Below are 19,074 nucleotides of genomic sequence, written 5' to 3'. Positions count from 1 at the left end.
GGGTCCGACGCGAACAGCTCGCGCAGCCCGACGCCGTCGAGTTCCTTGCGGTGCTTGGCCAGTGCGGTCCACTCGGGGTTCTGATCGAGCCTGGTACGGCCGTCTGCGTTCATCCGGGTCCTCAGCCTTCTTTCCTGTCCTGCCTGCGTACCTTGCCCCGCTGCCGGTCCCAACCTAGTTGATCAGCGCGTGACGTCGGTCGTCGTCGCAACGTCCCCCGCCTCGACGACGGATACGTCCGCGCGCAGCGCCGGTATCAGCGCGAAAACGGACAGGACGAAGAAGCCGGCCGTCAGCAGGGGCGGGGTGCCGGGCCCCCAGGCGGTGGCGACGGCCCCGCCCAGCAGGGCGCCCAGGGGCACGCCCGCCGTCGCGAGGGTCCGGAAGGCCGAGCTGACCCGGCCGAGCATCCCGGCGGGGGCCCGCTCCTGCATCAGGGTCGTGGTGTTGACGTTCCACACCATGCCCATGAACCCGAAGACCGCCAGCGCGCCCACCAGGACGGCCAGGCTGCGCACGGTGCCCATGACGACCAGGGCGGCCGTCTGCGCCGTCGCGGCGAGCAGCACGGAGCGCAGGCGGCCGAGCCTCGTCACGATCCGGCCGTTCAGCACTCCCCCGACCAGGCTGCCCGCGGTGAAGGCGGTGCCCGCCGCCGCGTAGCCCAGGGGTCCCGCTCCCAGCCAGTCCGTGACGAGGACGACGAGCAGGGCGATCAGACCGCCCATGCCGATGTTGCACAGGGCGGTGGCGGCGCACAGTCCACGCAGCGGGCCGTCCCGCCACAGGGTGCGCAGGCCGTCGGCGATCTCCCGGCGCAGGGTGCTGCCCGCAGGTCTCGGTGCCCGGTCGGACCGGGCGGCGGGCAGGGTGGCGATCAGGGCCGCGGCCACCAGGTAGGTGAGGGCGTCGGCCGCGAACGGCACCGCCGCCCCGGCCGCGAGCAGCAGCGGCACCGCGGGTCCGCCCAGCAGGCCGCCGGCGATGCGCTGGCCGGTCATCAGCCGGGCGTTGGCGCTGCCCAGCATGTCCCGGTCGACCAGGCCGGGCAGCAGGGCCGTGGCGGCGTTGTCGAAGAGGGTCTGCAGGCTGGTGAGCGCGAAGGCGAGGGCGACGAGCAGGCCGATCGAGGCGTGGCCGAGGGCGACGGTCACCGCGAACGCGCCGGTCAGCAGCCCGCGCACCACGTCCACCGTCCACATGGCGCGCCGCTGGTCCACCCGGTCCGCCACGGCCCCGCCGAGCAGGCCGAAGACGATCCAGGGCAGGTAGCCGCAGGCCGTGACGGAGGCGACGAGCAGGGGCTCGTCGGTCAGGGTGACGGCCAGCAGCGGCAGCGCGGCCGTGCGCAGCGCGTCCCCGAAGCTGGAGAGCACCGCCGCGCTCCACAGCCGCCCGAAGCCTCCGCGCCATGCCGGCGCACGGGCCTGCCCCGCCTCCACCGTGGCCACCGCTCCCCCTCCGGTTCATCGGATGCGCACACCGTAGAGGGCGGCACTGACAACCGGCCGGGGCGAGGGGGATCAGGGAACCGCGGCCGAGGTGAAAGGCCGTCACGCGGCTGCGGCCGGTGCCGACGGCGCCGGGCAGGAGCGGCCGGCGTCGGGGCATGAGACGGCTGCGGCCGTGGCCGAAGGCCTCAAGCAGTTCCGGCCGGGCACCTGTGGGTGCCCGGCCGGTGTCGACTTCTAGATCTCGCCCCGCAGTTTGGCGAGCGCCTCGGCGAGGATCGCCTCGCCGTCCGCGTCGCTGCGCCGCTCCCGGACGTACGCCAGGTGCGTCTTGTAGGGCTCGGTGCGCGGCGGGTCCGGGGGGTTGTCCCGGTCCTGGCCGGCCGGAAAGCCGCAGCGGGGACAGTCCCAGGTGTCCGGCACCTGCGCGTCGCTGGCGAAGCTCGGCTGGGTCTCGTGTCCGTTGGAGCACCAGAAGGAGACGCGCAGCCGCGGCGCGGACTCGCCGCGCTCGGCCTCGCCCATCGGCCCCGCCCCGACCCGGCTTCCCCGGATCGCGTTGCCACTTGCCACGGTCGTAACTCCCTGCGTGATGGTGCCGCGAAGCGATTCGGCGTTCCGCTTCGCTGCGAGCGCCTCAGTCTACGTAAGGCCCAACGCGCGTCCAGTGATTGGAGTTACCACCCTCACCCCTAGACGCAAGCCCCATGATAGGCCGCGCTCAGCTGCGCGTACCCGACATGGGGCGTTACGTACGAGTCCGTGCGGAGTGCCGCTCGGTCAGTTGTTCATCTTCATCAGGATGCCGAGCACGACAATGCACGCGAACCACAGCAGACCGACCACGACGGTGATCCGGTCGAGGTTGCGTTCGGCGACCGAGGAGCCACCGACGGAGGACTGCATGCCGCCACCGAACATGTCGGAGAGGCCGCCGCCCTTCCCCTTGTGCATCAGCACCAGCAGCATCAGCAGCAGGCTGAAGACGATCAGGGCGATCGAGAACCCCAAAACCACGGCTGGACCAACTTCCTCGGAATGCGGATGGACGACGCGGGGTCCAGCGCTGCGCTGGACCCCGCAAGGGTACGACGAATCGCCGTTAGCGCATACTCACTGGTCGCGGAAGCGCACGATCTTGACGAACTCGTCGGCGTCCAGCGAGGCACCGCCCACCAGGGCGCCGTCGATGTCGGCCTGGGCCATGATCTCGGCGACGTTGCCCGACTTCACGGAGCCGCCGTACTGGATGCGGACCTTGTCGGCCAGTTCCTGCGAGTACAGCTCGGCGATCTTGCCGCGGATCGCCGCGCAGACCTCCTGGGCGTCCTCGGCGCCGCAGACCTTGCCGGTGCCGATGGCCCAGACGGGCTCGTAGGCGATCACGACGGTCTCGGCCTGCTCGGCGGGGAGGTCCTTCAGGCCGCCCTCGACCTGGGCGAGGGTGTGGGAGACGTGGTGGCCCGCCTCGCGGACCTCCAGCTCCTCGCCGACGCACAGGATCGGGGTGAGGCCGTGCTTGTAGGCGGCCTTGACCTTGGCGTTCACCAGTTCGTCGGTCTCGCCGTGGTACTGGCGGCGCTCACTGTGGCCGATGGCCACGTACGTGCACTTCAGCTTGGCCAGCATGGGGCCGGAGATCTCGCCGGTGTAGGCACCGCCGTCGTGGGCCGAGATGTCCTGGGCGCCGTACTTGATCTTCAGCTTGTCGCCGTCGACCAGGGTCTGCACGGAACGCAGGTCGGTGAAGGGCGGCAGGACGGCGACCTCGACGGCCTCGTAGTCCTTGTCGGCCAGGGCGAAGGCGAGCTTCTGGACGTGCGCGATGGCCTCGAGGTGGTTGAGGTTCATCTTCCAGTTGCCCGCCATCAGCGGCGTGCGCGTGCTCATAAAAGGTCAGTCCTCCAGTGCGGCGAGGCCGGGGAGCGTCTTGCCCTCGAGGTATTCGAGGGAGGCGCCGCCACCGGTCGAGATGTGGCCGAATGCGTTCTCGTCGAAGCCCAGGATGCGGACGGCGGCGGCCGAGTCGCCACCACCGACCACCGTGAACGCCTGGGAGTCGAGGAGGGCCTGGGCGACCGCCTTGGTGCCCTCGGCGAAATCGGGGTGTTCGAAGACGCCCATGGGGCCGTTCCAGAAGACGGTGGCGGCGTCGGCGATCTTCGAGGTGTACAGCGTGCGGGACTCGGGGCCGATGTCCAGGCCCATCCGGCCCTCCGGCATGGCGTCCGCGGCGACCGTGTCGGGCTCGGCCGGGGCCTTGGTCTTGAGGTCCGGGAACTCCGGCGCGACCACGACGTCCACCGGCAGGACCAGCTCGACGCCGTTCTTCTCGGCGCGCTCGATGTACTCCCGGACGGCCGGGAGCTGGTCCTCCTGGACCAGGGACGTGCCGATCTCGTGGCCCTTGGCCTTCAGGAAGGTGAAGACCATGCCGCCGCCGATGAGCAGACGGTCGGCCTTGCCGAGCAGCTGGTCGATGACGGCCAGCTTGTCGGACACCTTGGCGCCGCCCAGGATGACGGCGTAGGGGCGCTTGACGTCCTCGGTGAGCTTCTTCAGGACGCCGACCTCGGTGGCGATGAGATGTCCGGCGTAGTGCGGCAGGCGCGCGGGGAGGTCGAAGACCGAGGCGTGCTTGCGGTGCACCGCGCCGAAGCCGTCACCGACGTAGACGTCGGCGAGGGCGGCCAGCCGGTCCGCGAAGTCGCCGCGCTCGGCGTCGTCCTTGCTGGTCTCGCCGGCGTTGAAGCGCAGGTTCTCCACGACGGCGACGTGTCCGTCGGCGAGGCCGGCGACGACGCCCTGGGCGGACTCGCCGACCGTGTCGGTCGCGAAGGCCACGTCGGCACCGAGCAGTTCACCGAGCCGTGCGGCGGCCGGGGCCAGCGAGAACGCCGGGTCCGGGGCGCCCTTGGGGCGGCCCAGGTGCGAGGCGACGACCACGCGGGCGCCGGCCTCGGCGAGGGCCTTGACCGTGGGCAGCACCGCGCGGATGCGGCCGTCGTCGGTGATGGTCGTGCCGTCCAGGGGGACGTTCAGGTCGGCGCGGACGAAGACCCGCTTGCCCGCCACTCCCTCGGAGAGGAGTTCGTCGATCGTCTTCATGCAGGGGACTCCTGAAACAGCTCGTGATCGCTCGTAAGCGCTCGTGATCGAACAGCTCTGATCTGTACGTGAATCAGGGCTCGGGCAGCGCGACCGCGCGCTGCCCGAGCCCTGCTCTCACACCGTGGTGCCTGGTCTATTCGATCAGAGCTGGTTACCGACGAAGACCGTGAGGTCGACGAGACGGTTGGAGTAGCCCCACTCGTTGTCGTACCAGCCGATGACCTTCACGTTCTTGCCCTCCTGGACCATGGTCAGGGAGGAGTCGAACGTGCAGGACGCCGGGGCGTTGACGATGTCGGACGAGACGATCGGGTCCTCGGTGTACTCGAGGATGCCCTTCAGCTCGCCCTCGGCGGCCTTCTGGAAGGCGGCGTTGACCTCTTCCTTGGTGACTTCGCGCCCGAGCTCCAGCACCAGGTCGGTGACCGAGCCGGTCGGGACCGGGACGCGCATGGCCATGCCGTCCAGCTTGCCCTTGAGCTGCGGGAGGACCAGCGCGGTCGCCTTGGCGGCACCCGTGGTGGTCGGGATGATGTTCTCCGCGGCGGCGCGGGCTCGGCGCAGGTCCTTGTGCGGGAAGTCGAGGATGCGCTGGTCGTTGGTGTACGCGTGCACCGTCGTCATCAGGCCCTTGACGATGCCGAAGTTCTCGTCGAGGACCTTGGCCATCGGCGCCACACAGTTGGTGGTGCAGGAGGCGTTGGAGATGACGTGGTGGTTCGCCGGGTCGTACGTGTCCTGGTTGACGCCCATCACGATGGTGACGTCCTCGTCCTTGGCCGGAGCCGAGATGAGGACCTTCTTGGCGCCGCCGGCGATGTGCTTCTCGGCGTCGGCCTTCTTGGTGAAGATGCCGGTCGACTCGATGACGATGTCGACGCCCAGCTCGCCCCACGGGATGTCGGCGGGGTTGCGCTCGGCGAGGACCTTGATGGTCTTGCCGCCGACGGTGATGGTGTCCTCGGTGTGCGTGACCTCCTGCTTGAGGCGGCCGAGGATGGTGTCGTACTTCAGCAGGTGAGCGGTGGTCGCGGTGTCACCCAGGTCGTTGACAGCCACGATCTCGATGTCTGCACCCTGCTCCAGCAGCGCGCGGAAGTAGTTACGACCGATGCGGCCGAAGCCGTTGATGCCTACGCGGATCGTCACGAACCGATCTCCTCGTTGGTACGCCGGCCATGAGGTGCCGGCGAGCTCTGTTTGGGATGTCCCCGACCGCCTACGACCCTACCTCCCTGGAGCCCGGGTGGTGACATCCAGATGCCTCATACACGGCAGGGCGGCCCGTACCCGCCAGTAGGGGTACGGACCGCCCACCGCCGGAAGGGGGATCAGCCGATCCCGCCGTACGGTGCGGGTCCCCGTCGACCGGGGATGTCACACGTCCAGGGAGGCCAGCGCCTTCCTCATCAGTGCCGCCCGGTCGGCCGCCGCGCCGACGTGCTCCAGGCCGAAGCCCAGCAGCACGGTGTCGTCGGTGGTGACCGCGCCGTACGTCTGGAACAGGGCGCCGGTGCGCGCCCAGTCCTTGAGGACGGCCGGGCTGCCCTGGGGCGGTCCGGTGACCTTCCAGGCACCGAGCGAGGTCTCGAAGCCCTCGGTGTCCTTCGCCGCGCCGCCGACGACGAGCGAGGCGTTGTCGGCGAGCACACCGCGTCCGCCGGTGCCCGGGTCGGTGACGTAGCCGATCGACAGCTCCACCGTCCTGCCCGCGTAGGCGCTCAGGTCGAACTCCACCTGCCGCCACCCTCCGGAGGAGCCGGTCAGGCTGTGCCAGGCGCCGGTGGTGCCGGTCGCGGTGCAGCCGTCGGCGCCCTGGGTCAGGTAGTGCTTCAGCCAGGGGTGCTCGGCGATGTAGAACCCGCCCTCGCACTCGGTCGGCACGGTGGTGCGGGTCGCGCCGCCCTTCTCGGGCAGGGTCGTCCAGTCGTCGGCGCCGGTGGTCTGCGCCTCGACGACGACGTGGTCGTAGCCGGCCTCGGTGTCCCAGAGCAGCTGGGTGCGCAGGGTGGGCTGCTCCGCCGCGGTGGTGCCGCTGAGGTCGACGGTGCGGGTGAGGCGCTTGTAGGCGTCGTCGGTGTGGACGGCGGCGGCCATCCCGGTGCCCGCGTAGGGACCGTACGGATTGACCGTGCCGGCGAACTGCCCGGCGCCCTCGCCGGCGAACTGCGGGTACTGCGCGACGGGCAGTTCGTCGGAGGTGACGCTGTAGGTGCCCGCCTTGTCGAGCGGGTTGCCGGGTGCCGCGCCCAGGGGGCTGGTGACGCCGGCCAGCTCGCCGGAGCCGGTGAAGCCGGTGGCCCCGGGGGTGGAGGTGCGGGTGTAGGCGCCCAGGTAGTACTGGCTGAAGTCGTTGGACAGGGCGCCGCCGAGGTCCACGCTGCCGCCGGCCTGCTCGCCCGCCTCGATCAGCCGCCCGCCCTCGTTGAGGAAGGCCCGCAGCTGCAGCTGGGTGGCCACGCCGGGGGTGTTGGCGCCGGTGTAGTGGACGACGGTGTCGAAGTGGCTCAGCACGCCGAGCGCGTCGGGCGCGCCCTGCCGGGCGACGTCCCAGACGACCGCCCTGCGGCCGTTGGCCTTGAGCGCGTCGACGTACTTCTGCGCCTGCGTCGCGGTCGCGCCCTCCTCGGCGACGACGAGGGTGCCGGCCCGGGGCCGTTCGGCGACGGTGTAGGTGAAGTGCTCGCTGGAGACCTTCCTGCCGTTCTTCGCCTCGCCGGTGAACCAGACCTCGACCTTGTCGCCCGGCTCACCGTCCTTGACCTTGGCCCGGTACTCGTCGAAGTAGAGGTTGTCCTCGCCGCCGTAGGTCTCGCCGCCCTTCCAGGGCCGCAGCGCCATGTCGAGGGTGCGGCCGCCGTTGACGCGGTACTTGAGCTCCTTGTCGCGCACGGCCTTGCGGACGACGACGGACACTTCCTGGTCGGCGCCGCGGGAGTAGGACGTGTCGAACGCGGCCGGGGTGAAGTCGGCGGCCTTCAGCCCGACGGAGGAGGACGGCCGGTCGGGGTGCGCGGCGCTCTCGGCGACGGAGAGCGCGAACGGGACGTTCTTGGCGAACTCCTGCCGGATCAGCTTCTCGTCGTCCGGGAAGGTGAACACCGACTGGCAGTCGGACGCCTTCCACTCGTCGTTCGGGTCGAGGTTCGAGACGGTCTGGCAGGTCGACATCTCGGGGGTGAACATCGCCAGCCCGTTGACGTTCGCCGCGTGACCGTCGGCCTCGCCGTTGGTCGTGTAGAGCTCCGAGGACAGCTGCGGGTGATAGCCCGGGATCGCGGAGTTGTCGGGCGTGCCGGCGAGCGCCTCGTACAGGACGTCGTCCGGGGTGTGCGTGGCGACCTGCCAGCCGACGCCGTAGAGGAGGAGTTCGGCGGCGGAGTGGTAGTTGATGCCGTACGTGAAGCCGACCCGCTTCTGGAAGGCGTCCAGGGCCTTGGTCTCCGGCTCGGAGTTGGGGCCGGCGCCCCGGTAGGTCTGGCTGGTGGGGTTCGGGGACGAGCCCTCGTCGTCGTAACCCCACTTGTAGGCGAAGTTGCGGTTCAGGTCGACGCCGTCGCCGGTGGTGATGGCGCCGTCGCCGTTGACGTCCCGCAGGTTCTTGCGCCACTGGCGGTTGGCGGGGTCGGCGAAGGTGAAGTCGTAGCCGTCGGGGTTGGCCGACAGCAGGAACCACAGCTCGGTGGAGTCGACGATCTTCTTGATCCGCCGGTCCTTCTTGTAGTTGTCCAGGTAATGGTGCATCAGACGCCGGGTCATCTCCGGCGTGATCCACTCACGGGCGTGCTGGTTGGACATGTAGAGGACGGCCGGCCTGGAGCCGTCCTTGTTCCGCTTCGCGCCCTTGGTGAGCTTCAGCGCCAGGATGTCCTGACCCTTGACCGTCTTGCCGATGGAGACGACCTTGGTGAGGTCCGGGTTCTCCCGGGCGGTCCGCAGCAGCTCCTCACGGAGTCCGCCCTTGCCGCTGTAGGGGCGGAACACGCCCTCGGCTGCGGCCTCGACGCGCTTCTCGGCACCGGCCGAGAGGTCGTGCTCGGTGAGGCCGACGCCCTGCTTCTCCAGCTTCCGCGCCTGCTTGTCCGTCAGGTAGACCTCGACGGTGGCGGTGCCCTTCTCGGGCACCCGCTCACTGAGTTCGTGGCCGTCCTGGCCCGCCGCCAGCAGCAGGGGTACCTGCTTCTGTGTGACGTCGGCGCGGAAGACCTTGACCTCGTCCGGGTCGGACGGGGCCGGACTCCCCGGTTGTGCCTGGGCGATGGGTGCGATGCTCGCTCCGCCGAACAGGAGCGCGCCGACAGCGAGGATCGATCTCGCTCTTCGTCTCATGAACCCCCCTAGCGTGGGTCCGCCACAGCAGCGAACAGATGCCAGGCTCATGACAGACCATGATCGAGTCAAGGGGGCCCCGGACACGCGAAACACCGGTACCGACCACCCAAGTGGGCGTCGGCACCGGTGTGGTGACGGCCTGTGAGATCAGCCGACGAGGTTGTCGGCCAGCTCGTCGCTGAGGTTGGCCTCGGTGCCCGGGATGCCGAGGTCCGAGGCGCGCTTGTCCGCCATGGCCAGCAGGCGGCGGATCCGGCCGGCGACCGCGTCCTTGGTCAGCGGCGGGTCGGCGAGCGCGCCCAGCTCCTCCAGGGAGGCCTGCTTGTGCTCCATGCGCAGCCGGCCGGCCGCTGCGAGGTGCTCGGGCACGTCCTCACCGAGGATCTCCAGGGCGCGCTGCACACGGGCACCGGCGGCGACGGCCGCGCGGGCCGAGCGGCGCAGGTTGGCGTCGTCGAAGTTGGCCAGCCGGTTGGCCGTGGCGCGCACCTCGCGGCGCATCCGGCGCTCCTCCCAGGCCAGCACCGACTCGTGGGCGCCGAGGCGGGTCAGCAGGGCGCCGATCGCGTCACCGTCACGGACGACGACCCGGTCCACGCCGCGCACCTCGCGGGCCTTCGCCGCGATCGACAGGCGGCGGGCCGCGCCGACCAGGGCGAGCGCCGCCTCGGGGCCCGGGCACGTCACCTCCAGGGAGGAGGACCGGCCGGGCTCGGTGAGCGAGCCGTGCGCGAGGAACGCTCCGCGCCAGGCGGCCTCGGCATCGCAGGTGGCCCCCGAGACCACCTGCGGCGGCAGACCGCGGATCGGGCGGCCCCGCCCGTCGACCAGGCCGGTCTGGCGGGCGAGCTGGTCACCGCCCGCGACCACGCGCACCACGTACCGCGAGCCCCGGCGCAGACCGCCCGGTGCCATCACGATCAGCTCGGAGCTGTGGCCGAAGATCTCCAGGATGTCCCGCTTGAGGCGGCGGGCCGCCATCGCGGTGTCCAGCTCCGCCTCGATCACGATGCGGCCGCTCACCAGGTGGAGGCCGCCGGCGAACCGCAGGACGGCGGAGACCTCCGCCTTTCTGCAGCAGGTCCGGGTGACGGGGAGCCGGGAGATCTCGTCCTTCACCGCTGCCGTCATCGCCATGGGCCGATCCTTCCATGCATCCGAAAAATACGGTCGTACGCGGCGGCCAACAGCTCCGGGTCGTGCCTCGGGGTTCCGTCGGGCCTGGCCACCGGCGCCAGCTCGACCGCGGCCCCGAAGCGCTTGGCGGCGTCGGTCAGGGAGTCACGGTCGGGCACGGCGGCCTCGTCGGCCAGCACCACGTCCAGGGCGAGTTTAGGGGCGTGTCGTCCCAAAACCTCCAAATGACGCTGCGGGGAGAACCCCTCGGTTTCTCCGGGCTGCGGGGCGAGGTTCAGCGAGAGTACCCGGCGCGCCTTGGTCTGCGAGAGCGCGTCCAGCAGCTCGGGCACCAGAAGGTGCGGGATGACCGAGGAGAACCAGGAACCGGGGCCGAGCACCACCCAGTCGGCGTCCAGGACGGCCTCGACCGCCTCGGGGACGGCCGGCGGGTCGCAGGGCACCAGGTGCACGGACTGCACCTCGCCCGGGGTGAGGGCCACGGTGGCCTGGCCGCGGACGGTGCCGACCTCGTCGGGCCGCGCCGGGTCGTGCCCCCTGACCAGGGCCTGCAGCTCCAGCGGTACGGCCGACATCGGCAGCACCCGGCCCTGCGCGCCCAGGAGGCGTCCGACCAGGTCGAGGGCCTGGACGTGGTCACCGAGCTGTTCCCACAGGGCGACGATCAGCAGGTTGCCGACGGCGTGCTCGTGCAGGTCGCCCCTGGACTGGAAACGGTGCTGGATGACGCGGGCCCAGGTCTGGCCCCAGTCGTCGTCCCCGCACAGCGCGGCCAGCGCCTTGCGCAGGTCGCCGGGCGGCAGCACGCCCAGCTCGTCGCGCAGGCGCCCGCTGGAGCCGCCGTCGTCGGCGACGGTGACGACGGCGGTGAGGTCGCCGGTGATCCGGCGCAGTGCGGCCAGCGAGGCGGACAGACCCATGCCGCCGCCGAGGGCGACGACCTTGGGCTGGGTGCCGCGGCGGCGCGGTCGGCCGCCCCGGGCCTCGGCGGGCCGACCGCCCCGTTGCACGGTGCTGCCCTCGGGCACCATCCGGCGCAGCCGGCCCAGCCGCGGTGTACGTGGTGTCATTCGCGTCCCATGTCCCGGTGTACGACCACCGTCTCCACGCCCTCGGCGGCGAGCCGGGCGGCCAGCTTCTCCGACATGGCGACCGAGCGGTGTTTGCCGCCCGTGCAGCCCACGGCGATGGTCACGTAGCGCTTGCCCTCGCGGCGGTATCCGGTCGCGACGAGCTGGAGCAGCTCCGTGTAGCGGTCGAGGAACTCCTTGGCGCCGGGCTGGTTGAAGACGTAGCCCGAGACCTCCTCGTTGAGGCCCGTGTAGGGGCGCAGCTCGGGGACCCAGTGCGGGTTCGGCAGGAAGCGGCAGTCGACGACGAGGTCCGCGTCGACGGGCAGGCCGTACTTGTAGCCGAACGACATGACCGTCGCCCGCAGCTCCGGCTCCTCCTCGCCGGCGAACTGGGCGTCCATCTTGGCGCGCAGCTCGTGCACGTTCAGGCTGGAGGTGTCGATCACCAGGTCGGCGTCGCCGCGCAGCTCCCGCAGCAGCTCGCGCTCGGCGTCGATGCCGTCGACGATCCGGCCGTCGCCCTGGAGGGGGTGCGGGCGGCGCACCGACTCGAAGCGGCGCACCAGGGCCTCGTCGGAGGACTCCAGGAAGACGATCCTCCGGGTGACGTGCTTGGCCTCCAGGTCGGCGAGGGACTCGCGGAGGTTGTCGAAGAAGCGCCGGCCGCGCACGTCGACGACGACGGCGATGCGGGCCACGTTGCCCTGGGAGCGGGCGCCGAGCTCCACCATGGTGGGGATCAGCGCGGGCGGCAGGTTGTCGACGACGAACCAGCCGAGGTCCTCCAGGCACTTCGCGGCCGTCGAGCGGCCGGCCCCCGACATGCCGGAGATGATCACCAGCTCGGGGATGGCCGCCTCCGGGACCTGGGCCTTGTCGTTGGGCTTGCCCGTACTCACCTGTGCTCCGTCTCCGGCTTGCTCGTGTGGCCCGTGGTGCTCGTTCACATTCATGTCTCCTGCCCCCGTCGTTCGTCCGGGGCGCCCGCTGCCACGGGCTCCCCACCGGAACCCGTCGTGTCGGGTTCCTCTTCCATGATCTCTCCAGTCGCCGTGTTGACGGCGGGTGCGGCCGGAGCCGAGCGGGCCAGGGCGACGGCGATCGTCTCGGCCGTCTTGCGGCCTATGCCGGGGACCTCGCAGATCTGGTCGATCGTGGCGGCCCGCAGCCTCTTCAACGAGCCGAAGTGCTTCAGGAGTGCCTGCTTGCGGGTGTCACCGAGGCCGGGGACGTCGTCCAGGGGGCTGGAGCGGAAGCGCTTGGAGCGCTTGGCGCGCTGGTAGGTGATCGCGAACCGGTGGGCCTCGTCACGGACCCGCTGGAGCAGGTAGAGGCCCTCGCTGGTGCGGGGCAGGACGACCGGGTCGTCGTCGCCGGGGACCCAGACCTCCTCCAGCCGCTTGGCCAGGCCGCACACCGCGATGTCGTCGATGCCCAGTTCGTCCAGGGCGCGCCGGGCGGCGGCGACCTGCGGGGCTCCGCCGTCGACGACGACGAGCTGGGGCGGGTAGGCGAACTTCCTGGGACGGCCGTCCTCCTCGGTGAGGCCCCCGGGGGCGACCGGGGCGCCGGAGGCGGTGAGGACCTCCGGCGCGGCGTCCCCGGTGGCGCCGGGACCGTCCGGGGCCTGGACGAGGGCGTCGGGGCCCGCCGGGGACTGCGTGCCGACGAGGGCGTCCGTACTGGTGAGCGGCGTATCACCCGTGCCGGTGCCGGCCCCGTCCGTCCACTCGCCCGTCTTCTCCTTCTCCGCCAGGTAGCGGCGGAAGCGGCGGGTGATCACCTCGTGCATGGAGCGGACGTCGTCCTGCCCGGCGAATCCCTTGATCTGGAAGCGCCGGTACTCGCCCTTGCGGGCCAGCCCGTCCTCGAAGACGACCATGGAGGCCACCACGTCGTCGCCCTGGAGGTGGGAGATGTCGTAGCACTCGATGCGCAGCGGGGCGCCGTCGAGGTCGAGGGCGTCGGCGATCTCCTCCAGGGCGCGCGAGCGCGTGGTCAGGTCGGAGGCGCGCTTGGTCTTGTGCAGCACGAGCGCCTGCTGGGCGTTGCGCTGCACCGTCTCCATCAGGGCCTTCTTGTCGCCGCGCTGCGGGATGCGCAGGGACACGTTCGAACCGCGCCGCCCGGCCAGCCACTCCTGCACCGGCTCGACCGGGTCGGGCAGGGCCGGGACCAGGACCTCCTTGGGCACGGCGTCACCGGTCTCCTCGCCGTACAGCTGCTGCAGGGCGTGCTCGACCAGGGCGCCGGTGGTGATCTCCTCCACCTTGTCGGTGACCCAGCCGCGCTGGCCGCGCACGCGCCCGCCGCGCACGTGGAAGATCTGCACGGCCGCCTCGAGCTCGTCCTCGGCGACCGCGATCAGATCGGCGTCGGTCGCGTCGGCGAGCACGACCGCGTTCTTCTCCATGGCCTTCTTCAGGGCCCCGATGTCGTCACGCAGCCGGGCCGCCCGCTCGTACTCCATCTCCTCGGCCGCCTCGGCCATCTGCCGCTCCAGGCGGCGGATGTACGTGCTCGTACGGCCCGTCATGAAGTCGCAGAACTCGTCGGCCAGTTCGCGGTGCTCCTCGGGGGTGACGCGGTCCACGCAGGGGGCGGAGCACTTGCCGATGTAGCCGAGCAGGCAGGGGCGGCCGGTACGGGCGGCGTTCTTGAAGACACCCGCCGAGCACGTGCGCACGGGGAAGACGCGCAGCAGCAGGTCGACCGTGTCGCGGATCGCCCACGCGTGCGCGTACGGACCGAAGTAGCGCACGCCCTTCTTCTTGTGACCGCGCATCACCTGCACGCGCGGGAACTCCTCGTTCATCGTCACCGCGAGGTAGGGGTAGCTCTTGTCGTCGCGGTACTTGACGTTGAACCGGGGGTCGAACTCCTTGATCCACGAGTACTCCAGCTGGAGCGCCTCGACCTCCGTGGACACCACCGTCCACTCCACGGACGCCGCCGTGGTGACCATGGAACGGGTGCGCGGGTGCAGCCCCGCCAGGTCCTGGAAGTAGTTCGCCAGGCGCTGGCGCAGGCTCTTCGCCTTTCCGACGTAGATCACCCGGCGGTGCTCGTCACGGAACCGGTAGACCCCCGGCGAGTCGGGGATCTCACCCGGTTTGGGGCGGTAGCTGGAGGGGTCGGCCATGTCTCACACCCTACTGGCGGGGACCGACAGCGCGGCCGGCGGCGGGGCGTGCCCGGGGTCCCGGTGAGCGGGCAGTTTCCAACGGCATGTCCCGCCCCGGGGTTACCGGGGCCCGGGAGCGGGAATGCAGGCTTCCCACGGGGCACGGCGACGTCCGGGCGGGCGGAGGCGTGCCGGTGCGGACACAGGTTGTCAGGCGGACCGGCCGCTCCCGGCGCGGGGCGGTACGGGCCATGGGTCGGAGGGCTGCGCGGATGAAGCGGATGCGGATCGAGAAGAACCGGCGCACGACCCGTGCCCGCCGGTACGCGGACGAGCCGTTCGCCCTGAGCGACGTGCTGGACCCCCGCGACCCCGACATAGTGCGCGCCAAGCGGCTGGCCCTGGAGGAGCGCGCCGGGAGCGAACGCACCTAGGACCGGGAAGCACACCTTCACCGCGAACGCCCGGGGCGTGCGCCCCGGGCGTTCGCATGTCCGGATCCGCCCCGGCCGGGAGTACGTCACTGTCCGGCATCAGGTGTTGTCGGGATCAGGTCAACACGCTTCAATGCGGGGGAACTCGGGGCCTGAACGTCGGCGTACGGATGTGAAGAACCGTCGCCCGCACCGGCGAGGCGTCCCGGGAGCACCGTGCGAACGGTCTGACCAGCCGTTGCCGACTCAGAGAGAGGCCCCTGCATGCCGCACGCCACACAGCTCGCCGACGTCGCCCCCGCGGAACTGGACTCGGTCCTGCGGGGCGGACCCTTCCACGTCGCCCTGCGTGCCGCGATCGCCGCCCGGGGGCTGCCGCTGCAGCGCGTGCAGCACCACCTGTCCCGCCACGGTGTGAAGGTGGGCGTCACCAGCCTCAGTTACTGGCAGCAGGGCGCGCGCCGCCCGCAGCGCCCCGAGTCCCTGCGGGCCGTGCGGGCCCTGGAGGAGATCCTGGAGCTGCCCGAGGAGTCGCTGATCCGGCTGCTGGCCGAGCCCGGCGACGGCCCGGCGGGCCGGCGGGCCGCCGCCCGTTCCCACCGCTGCCTCGTCGAGGCCTCGGGGGTCCTCGACCGGTTGCTCGCCGAGCTGGACTGCCCGCCGGACACGGGCCTGCACACCCTCGCCCACCACGAGCGCCTGCGGATCGGCCCCCGCCGCGAGCTGGCCGGACGCGAGTCGCACCACATCGTGCGCGCCCACCGCGACGGCGTCGACCGCTTCGTCGCCGTCCACCACGGCGACCGGGGCGCCGTACCGGAGCGCATACGGGTGGACGCCCTGGAGAACTGCCGTCTCGGGCGCGTGCGCCGGCACGGCGACACGGGCGTCCTGGCGGCCGAGCTGCTGTTCGACACCCGGCTGCGCTCCGGGGACACGTTCCTGTTCCGCTACGGCGTCGAGGACGGGACGGCGGGCGTGTCCCGCGAGTACGTCCGCGGCTTCGACTCCCCCGGCGGCCAGTACGCGCTCCAGGTGTCCTTCGACGCCGCGGCCCTCCCGGTGCGCTGCCACCGGTTCGCCCAGCACTCGGCGGCCGCGCCGCGCAGCGGGTGCCGGGAGCTGCCGATCAGCGGGCACCACCGCTCGGTGCACCTGGTGGAGCCCCGGGTGCGGGCCGGGTTCCTCGGGATCGGGTGGGACTGGGAGTAGACGGCGGCCAGGGTGGCGGGCTCGTCGGCCGGTAGTCGCGCGTAAACGCTTGCGCAAGCGTTTACGCGTCACCCGGCCATGCGATACCTTCCCGCCTGAGCACTCCGAGCCCGTTCTGTCGTGGGACCGGTGCGCTCGGTCGTGACGAAGGGAGCGGCATGGCCACCATGGCCGACGTCGCCCGGAGCGCCGGAGTCTCCGTGGCGACCGTCTCACACGTGCTGAACGACACCCGGCCGGTGCTGCCGCGCACCCGTCAGGCGGTGCTGGACGCCGTGGAGGAACTGGGCTACACGACGAACACCCTGGCCCGTTCCCTGGTGACGGCTCGTACCCGGTCCGTCGGACTGGCCGTGTCGGCGATCAGCAACCCCTACTTCACCGAGATCCTGCAAGGTGTGGAGGCGGCGGCGCTGGAGGCCGGCTACAGCCTGCTCATCGCCGATCCCCACGACGACCCGGAGCACGAGCGCAAGGTCGTCCAGCTCCTCCACGAACGCCGGGTCGACGGCATGATCGTCGCGCCCTCGGCGCAACCGCGCGGGCTGCTGGCCTACCTGTCACGCCACCGCGTACCGGCCGTGCTGCTCGACCGGCTGGTGGACGCGCCGGACACGGAGGGCGGCCCCCGCTTCGACCAGGTCTGCGCCGACAACGCCGAGCCGATGTCCCGGCTGGTCACCCATCTCGCGGGTCTCGGCCACCGGCGGATCGGGCTGGTGGCGGGGCTGCCCGGGCTCAGCACCACGAGCGAGCGGATCATGGGCTACCGCAGCGGCCTCGCCCTCGCGGGGCTGCCGTACGACGAGCGGCTCCTGGTGCACGGTGACTCCGAGTCGGCCGGCGCCGAGCGGGCGACCGCCGCCCTGCTGTCCCTCGGCGCACCGCCCACCGCGCTGGTGACCGGCAACAACGCCATGACCATCGGCGCCCTGCGCGCCCTGCGCGCCCACGGTGTCCGCGTGCCGGACGACATGGCGCTGGGCTGCTTCGACGACTTCGCCTGGGCGGACCTGTTCTCGCCCCGGCTCACCGCCGTCGCCCAGCCCGGCAGGGACATCGGCGCCCGGGCCGTCCGCGTGCTGCTGGAACGCCTGGACGAGCCGGACCGGCCCGCCAGGACCGTGCGGCTCCCCTGCACCTTCGTCCACCGCACATCGTGCGGTTGCCCCGACGCGTCCGGCAAGCCGCCCGCGAACCCGTCCGGGACCCCGCCCGTTGACTCCTCTCCGGATCCGTCCGGGGACGCGTCGTCAGATCCGTCCGAGAAGGGACCCCGTCGTGATCGTCGTCGCCGGTGAGGCACTGATCGACCTGGTACCGCGGGGCGCCGGCGCCCTGGCGGCGCTGCAGCCCGCGCTCGGCGGCGGCCCGTTCAACACGGCCGTGGCGCTCGGCCGCCTCGGCTCCCCCACCGCGTTCTGCTCCCGCGTGTCGTACGACGCCTTCGGCGAGGCCCTGCTGGACCGGCTGCGCACGACCGGGGTGGACGTGTCGTCGGTGCAGCGGGGCGGCGAGCCCACGACGCTGGCCGTGGCCACGCTCGCCGAGGACGGTTCCGCCGCGTACTCGTTCTACGTCGAGGGGACGGCGGACCGCCTGTTCTCGGCGCCCGGCGCGCTGCCGCCCGGGACCCGGGCCGTGTCGTTCGGAACGTGCTCGCTGGTGCTGGAGCCGGGGGCCGGCGCGTACGAGGAACTGATGCGTGCGGCCGCCGGCCTGGGCGTCTTCACGGCCCTGGATCCGAACATCCGACCGGGGCTGATCGCGGACGCGGACGCCTACCGGGCGAGGTTCAGGAGCTGGCTGCCGTCGGTGTCACTGCTGAAGCTGTCCGCGGAGGACGCCGAGTGGCTGGGCGGCACGCCCCGGGACTGGCTGGCGGCCGGACCGGCGGCGGTCGTCGTCACCCGGGGCGGTGCCGGTCTGACCGTGTACACGCGCGACGGCGGCGAGTACGCGGTGCGGGGCGAGCGGGTCGAGGTCGTCGACACGATCGGCGCGGGCGACACCGTGAACGCGGCGCTGCTGCACGGACTCGCCGTGCGCGACGCCCTCAGCGACCGCGGCGTGGCCGGCCTGGGCGAGGACGGCTGGACGGAACTGCTGCGCTTCGCGGCCCGTGCGGCGGCGATCACCTGCTCGCGCGCGGGTGCGGAGCCGCCGTACGCCCGGGAGCTGGAGGACTGACGGGCATCATCGCCCGGTCCGGCCACGGGGCCGCCCTTCCACCCCCGACCGGCACGTCCGAACGGCTCGGTCGCTCAGCCGGTCTCCCCCACGGCCCGCAGGGCGCCGGGCCTGCGGCCGCCGAGCCGGTCCAGGGCGGTCGCCGTCGCGGCGTCCGCGGGCAGGTGAACGATGATCTGCTGCCCTTCGTCGGACAGGCCGAACGTCTCCTGGAGGAGGTGCAGCGAGCCGGCATCCGGGTGGTCGAGGCGCTGGCTGCCCGTGCGGCGGGGCACCGTGACCAGGTCGGCGAAGCGGTCGGCGAAGTCGGCTCCGGCCGTCACCGTCAGTTCGTCGGCCAGCTCGGCCAGGTGGGGATCCCGCAGGGGGACGTCGTGCCGGATGCGGGCGACGAGGTCGTCGGCCACCCGGTCCCAGTCGGGGTAGGCGACGCGGGCCCGTTCGTCGGTGAACAGGTGGCGCAGCAGATTGGGCCGCCGGCCGTCCAGCACTCCGATCGGGCCGACGAGGCGTGCGTAGCCGGCCGTGTGCGCGAGGATGTCGCCGATCCAGTTGATCACCAGTGCGGGAGCGGGCTCCAGGTGGTCCAGCACGGCCCGTACGGTGGGGCGTGCCGCGCGGCTGAGCGCGGGGGCCGCCGCGCAGACCAGTGGGTCTGCGCCGTCGGCCTCCTTGGTCAGGCGGCGCAGCAGCATCCGGTCGGCGAGGGTCAGGTCCAGGACGTCGGCGAGTGCGCCCAGCACCTGGGCGGACGGGTTGCGGTCGCGGCCCTGTTCCAGCCGGGTGAGGTACTCGACGCTGATGCCGGCGAGGGTGGCCAACTCCGAGCGCCGCAGACCCGGTGTGCGGCGCCGGGCACTCGTCGGCAGTCCCGCCTCGGCCGGGGTGACGGCTTCGCGCCGGGAGCGCAGGAACAGGCCCAACTCGTTGTCGCTCACGAGCCGAACGTACCGGCTTTCCGGGCGCGGAGGGTGGCCCCGTCACTACCAGGCTCCGGCCGGTCTCCCTCG

At 71.9% G+C, this 19,074-nt stretch carries 16 protein-coding genes; 4 read left to right on the top strand and 12 right to left on the bottom strand.

Annotated features, from left to right (window positions below):
• Positions 1 to 182: 182 nt before the first annotated feature.
• The 11 genes from Q5694_RS32165 to uvrC form a co-directional block, all read right to left on the bottom strand.
• On the bottom strand, positions 183 to 1,451 hold the full coding sequence (locus Q5694_RS32165; protein WP_333937043.1) for an MFS transporter: 1,269 nt from the start codon (positions 1,449 to 1,451) through the stop codon (positions 183 to 185).
• A 237-nt stretch (positions 1,452 to 1,688) separates the two neighbouring features.
• Entirely contained in the window at positions 1,689 to 2,024 is a 336-nt protein-coding gene (locus Q5694_RS32160; RefSeq protein WP_078066843.1) for an RNA polymerase-binding protein RbpA, read from the bottom strand.
• 207 nt (positions 2,025 to 2,231) lie between these two features.
• A complete protein-coding gene (secG, locus tag Q5694_RS32155; protein WP_039932203.1) occupies positions 2,232 to 2,462 on the bottom strand; it encodes a preprotein translocase subunit SecG in 231 nt (76 codons plus the stop codon).
• 102 nt (positions 2,463 to 2,564) lie between these two features.
• Positions 2,565 to 3,341, bottom strand: a complete 777-nt coding sequence (gene tpiA / locus Q5694_RS32150) for a triose-phosphate isomerase (RefSeq protein WP_333937042.1) — start codon at positions 3,339 to 3,341, stop codon at positions 2,565 to 2,567.
• 6 nt (positions 3,342 to 3,347) lie between these two features.
• Positions 3,348 to 4,559 (bottom strand): phosphoglycerate kinase, encoded by a 1,212-nt coding sequence (locus Q5694_RS32145; RefSeq protein ID WP_333937041.1) that lies wholly within the window; start codon positions 4,557 to 4,559, stop codon positions 3,348 to 3,350.
• A gap of 144 nt (positions 4,560 to 4,703) precedes the next feature.
• Positions 4,704 to 5,711 carry a type I glyceraldehyde-3-phosphate dehydrogenase gene (gap, locus tag Q5694_RS32140; RefSeq protein ID WP_309094746.1) on the bottom strand — a complete coding sequence of 336 codons (1,008 nt, stop codon included), beginning with the start codon at positions 5,709 to 5,711 and terminating at the stop codon, positions 4,704 to 4,706.
• 228 nt (positions 5,712 to 5,939) lie between these two features.
• A complete protein-coding gene (locus tag Q5694_RS32135; RefSeq protein WP_333937040.1) occupies positions 5,940 to 8,891 on the bottom strand; it encodes a M14 family metallopeptidase in 2,952 nt (983 codons plus the stop codon).
• A 150-nt stretch (positions 8,892 to 9,041) separates the two neighbouring features.
• Positions 9,042 to 10,031 (bottom strand): DNA-binding protein WhiA, encoded by a 990-nt coding sequence (gene whiA / locus Q5694_RS32130; protein WP_333937039.1) that lies wholly within the window; start codon positions 10,029 to 10,031, stop codon positions 9,042 to 9,044.
• Positions 10,022 to 11,101, bottom strand: coding sequence for a gluconeogenesis factor YvcK family protein (locus Q5694_RS32125; RefSeq protein WP_333937038.1), 1,080 nt, complete (start codon positions 11,099 to 11,101; stop codon positions 10,022 to 10,024). The genes whiA and Q5694_RS32125 overlap by 10 nt, the downstream gene beginning before the upstream one ends.
• Positions 11,098 to 12,057: an RNase adapter RapZ gene (rapZ, locus tag Q5694_RS32120; protein ID WP_333937037.1), complete on the bottom strand. Its 960-nt coding sequence runs from the start codon at positions 12,055 to 12,057 to the stop codon at positions 11,098 to 11,100. The genes Q5694_RS32125 and rapZ overlap by 4 nt, the downstream gene beginning before the upstream one ends.
• Positions 12,054 to 14,246 carry an excinuclease ABC subunit UvrC gene (gene uvrC / locus Q5694_RS32115; protein ID WP_333937036.1) on the bottom strand — a complete coding sequence of 731 codons (2,193 nt, stop codon included), beginning with the start codon at positions 14,244 to 14,246 and terminating at the stop codon, positions 12,054 to 12,056. Before uvrC ends, rapZ begins: the two co-directional genes overlap by 4 nt.
• Positions 14,247 to 14,500: 254 nt before the next feature.
• On the opposite strand from uvrC, the gene Q5694_RS32110 reads away from it, so the two are divergent.
• The 4 genes from Q5694_RS32110 to Q5694_RS32095 all read left to right on the top strand — a co-directional run bounded on the left by Q5694_RS32110 (position 14,501) and on the right by Q5694_RS32095 (position 18,064).
• A complete protein-coding gene (locus Q5694_RS32110; protein ID WP_333937035.1) occupies positions 14,501 to 14,662 on the top strand; it encodes a hypothetical protein in 162 nt (53 codons plus the stop codon).
• Between the two features lie 264 nt (positions 14,663 to 14,926).
• Positions 14,927 to 15,874, top strand: a complete 948-nt coding sequence (locus tag Q5694_RS32105; RefSeq protein WP_333937034.1) for a hypothetical protein — start codon at positions 14,927 to 14,929, stop codon at positions 15,872 to 15,874.
• 158 nt (positions 15,875 to 16,032) lie between these two features.
• The gene (locus tag Q5694_RS32100) at positions 16,033 to 17,175 is read left to right on the top strand and encodes a LacI family DNA-binding transcriptional regulator (protein ID WP_333937033.1); all 1,143 of its coding nucleotides are present in this window, start codon (positions 16,033 to 16,035) and stop codon (positions 17,173 to 17,175) included.
• Complete coding sequence (locus Q5694_RS32095) at positions 17,156 to 18,064, top strand: carbohydrate kinase family protein (RefSeq protein WP_333937032.1); 909 nt, start codon at positions 17,156 to 17,158, stop codon at positions 18,062 to 18,064. The genes Q5694_RS32100 and Q5694_RS32095 overlap by 20 nt, the downstream gene beginning before the upstream one ends.
• Before the next feature lie 74 nt (positions 18,065 to 18,138).
• On the opposite strand, the gene Q5694_RS32090 is transcribed toward Q5694_RS32095, so the two are convergent.
• Complete coding sequence (locus Q5694_RS32090; protein WP_333937031.1) at positions 18,139 to 19,002, bottom strand: helix-turn-helix domain-containing protein; 864 nt, start codon at positions 19,000 to 19,002, stop codon at positions 18,139 to 18,141.
• Between the last annotated feature and the right edge of the window lie 72 nt (positions 19,003 to 19,074).

Source organism: Streptomyces sp. AHA2, from assembly GCF_036857595.1.
In the GTDB taxonomy this organism is placed as follows: Bacteria; Actinomycetota; Actinomycetes; order Streptomycetales; family Streptomycetaceae; genus Streptomyces.
Note: the sequence above shows the minus strand (reverse complement) of the source record. Positions and strands in the feature narration are given on the sequence as shown.